The sequence below is a fragment of the Sphaerimonospora cavernae genome, assembly GCF_042435035.1.
GTDB classification, from domain to species: domain Bacteria; phylum Actinomycetota; class Actinomycetes; order Streptosporangiales; family Streptosporangiaceae; genus Sphaerimonospora; species Sphaerimonospora cavernae.
Genome location: NZ_JBHMQT010000007.1, coordinates 1 through 2,632, shown reverse-complemented (window position 1 = coordinate 2,632; position 2,632 = coordinate 1). Strand labels below are relative to the sequence as shown.

Below are 2,632 nucleotides of genomic sequence, written 5' to 3'. Positions count from 1 at the left end.
GCAGATGATCGATACGGTTCACGCCGAGACGGAAAGGGAGGAAACGTGATTTTCCGGATGTGCTGTAAACCATCGCCGCTGCGGGTGCGTCAAACTTCGCCGGCCTTCGTACAGAGTAAGTGATCGGGGACGTGTAGCCATGGAAGGGATATGGTGGATGATTCGTGCCATCACCGTCATCACAGTCGCAACCGTCGATGGAGTTCCGTCGTAGCCGATTGCTGTATGGCTTCCCGGCGGTAATTCGCCATTCGCTTGAGGACAACCGGGTCACCGCGTATGTCGATGAGGGGCAGTTCGCCCCGGAGTTGGCGACCCCCCTGGGCGAGGTCGCCGTGGCGACGCTCGCGCTGCTTCTACCCGCCGAGGAGATCCGCCCGACGCCGGCGCTGCGCATCCGCATCAGGCGGAGCGGAGCCCTCGGCCATGAGCTCGCCGTGGCTGAGTTCGCACCGCAGGAGATCACCGTCGCGGTCGACAAGACCCTCATTACCGACGACCTGGCCGCCTACCTGAGCGACGCCGGCACCGCCGTCGCCCGCGGCTTCATCCGCAAACCGACCTGACGACGCACCAGGTCCGGGCTCTATCAGATCGCGGCCAGGCTCAAGAGGGTGGCAGCGATCGGCGACTCGGCCTCCGGCGGGACTGGGGAAGGCCGCAGAAGTCGCGCTTGTGCCGCCGGGGATGGGCTCGGGGGCTGGAGGTCGTAAGCGGGTGGACGAGTGCGCGCGGCCATGATGTCGACGGGCCCGCGTGGGCGAGGCCTGCACGGCCTGCCTTGATCGGTGCCGTGATGGCGGTGAGGCGGATGGCGGTGAGGCGGATCTCGCCGGCCGCGACGACCGCTGCCCGCGTGTGCTCGGGGAGGAGGATTCCGCTGACCCTCCGGATGGGGGCCGGATCGTGATGGTCACCGTGTCGAGATGTGGGGGCGAGCTCGGCCGGGCGGAGCCACTGGATTGTGTGCCTGAGGAGAGGACGCCGATCGCCAGAGCCGCGAAGCCGGCCATGACCACCCGGCGGATCAGGCTGTTTCGACGCCGAGCGCGATGCCGCCCCACCGATGGTGCCGGGAGACGGGTCGGCTTCGGCTTGTACCGGCTGAGAAGCGCCCCGTTTGCCCGGTCGAGCTTGTCCGGAGCCAGTGATGCGTACGGCGAGGGCGGTCCCGAGAGGCGAGGGCCGCGGAGGCCGTAGGGGGCTCGCCCGGCACGACGTGGGCGAGGTATTTCATGGTCATCCATCACGCGCTCCAGATCTGAGAAAATTCCGCCCTGTTACTTTCAGAGATGAGTTGAACACGAATAGTAGTGCGAATCCGTTGATCCGGCCCCGGATTGTCAACGATTTCTGCTGACAACCCGGGGTGATCAACTCCCTGGTCGAGTGCGTGCTCGACCTGAGCTTCCGATCCTCAGCGGAGGGCTCTCACAGAGAACCCGGCCTGCCTCGTATCAGTAGCAGAGGGTGCCGTAGTAGTCGCAGTAGAGGTCGCCACCCGCAAGAATCACGGGGGTGCCCAGGTAGCTCACCGGAGCACCCAGGTAGCCCACCGGCCGTCCCCAGTAGCCGCCCCGGTGACCCCAGTAGCCGCCCCGGTGGCCCCAGCTGCCGCCCGGACGACCCCAGGAACCATGCCCCCAGTCACCGCTGTGGCTGGGGGTGCTCGCCTGTGCGGCCGCGGCCGCGTGCTGCGGCAGGACGGCGGCCTCCGCCGTGGTGGCGAGGGGCGCCAGGAAGGCGAGGGTGGCGGCGCAGGCCGAGCCCGCCAGAAGCAGTCGACGAATCATCGTTACCTCCTGTTCGATCGACGTCACCTGTTGTGACCGCTGTCACGCTACACAGCGGGCAATCATCGTTCTGGGCGGGAACACCTCAAGAGTCGGCAATCTTGCGCTTGACTGCGCGGCACGGGAGAAGGTCAGCCGATCGCGAGCGGCCGACCGGCACGGCTGGCGGGGCCTGCGCGACAGTCGTGGCGCCGGGCGTGACACGGGCGCGACTGCCGTCGACCTCGTCGTACGGAAGCCGGTGTGCTCGGGTGTGATGCGTCGTCAGGTCGGTTTGCGGATGAAGCCGCGGGCGACGGCGGTGCCGGCGTCGCTCAGGTAGGCGGCCAGGTCGTCGGTAATGAGGGTCTTGTCGACCGCGACGGTGATCTCCTGCGGTGCGAACTCGGCCACGGCGAGCTCATGGCCGAGGGCTCCGCTCCGCCTGATGCGGATGCGCAGCGCCGGCGTCGGGCGGATCTCCTCGGCGGGTAGAAGCAGCGCGAGCGTCGCCACGGCGACCTCGCCCAGGGGGGTCGCCAACTCCGGGGCGAACTGCCCCTCATCGACATACGCGGTGACCCGGTTGCCCTCCAGCGAATGGCGAATTACCGCCGGGAAGCCATACAGCAATCGGCTACGACGGAACTCCATCGACGGTTGCGACTGTGATGACGGTGATGACGGTGATGACACGAAGCATCCACCATATCCCTTCTGCGTTACCACTCCCCCGAGTGTTTGCGCCATTCGGATTCCAAGAAAGTTTGACGCACCCGCCCCGGCGATGGTTGACGACACATCCGGAAAATCACGTTTCCTCCCTTTCCGTCTCGGCGTGAACCGTATCGATCATCTGC

At 66.6% G+C, this 2,632-nt stretch carries 3 protein-coding genes; 1 reads left to right on the top strand and 2 read right to left on the bottom strand.

Annotated features, from left to right (window positions below):
- The first annotated feature begins 197 nt into the window (after positions 1-197).
- Positions 198-566, top strand: coding sequence for a hypothetical protein (locus tag ACFHYQ_RS06335; protein WP_394300136.1), 369 nt, complete (start codon positions 198-200; stop codon positions 564-566).
- 891 nt (positions 567-1,457) lie between these two features.
- Here the strand turns inward: ACFHYQ_RS06335 and ACFHYQ_RS06330 are convergent.
- Positions 1,458-1,793 (bottom strand): hypothetical protein, encoded by a 336-nt coding sequence (locus ACFHYQ_RS06330; RefSeq protein ID WP_394300135.1) that lies wholly within the window; start codon positions 1,791-1,793, stop codon positions 1,458-1,460.
- Positions 1,794-2,057: 264 nt separating this feature from the next.
- The gene (locus ACFHYQ_RS06325) at positions 2,058-2,426 is read right to left on the bottom strand and encodes a hypothetical protein (protein ID WP_394300134.1); all 369 of its coding nucleotides are present in this window, start codon (positions 2,424-2,426) and stop codon (positions 2,058-2,060) included.
- Positions 2,427-2,632 lie beyond the last annotated feature (206 nt).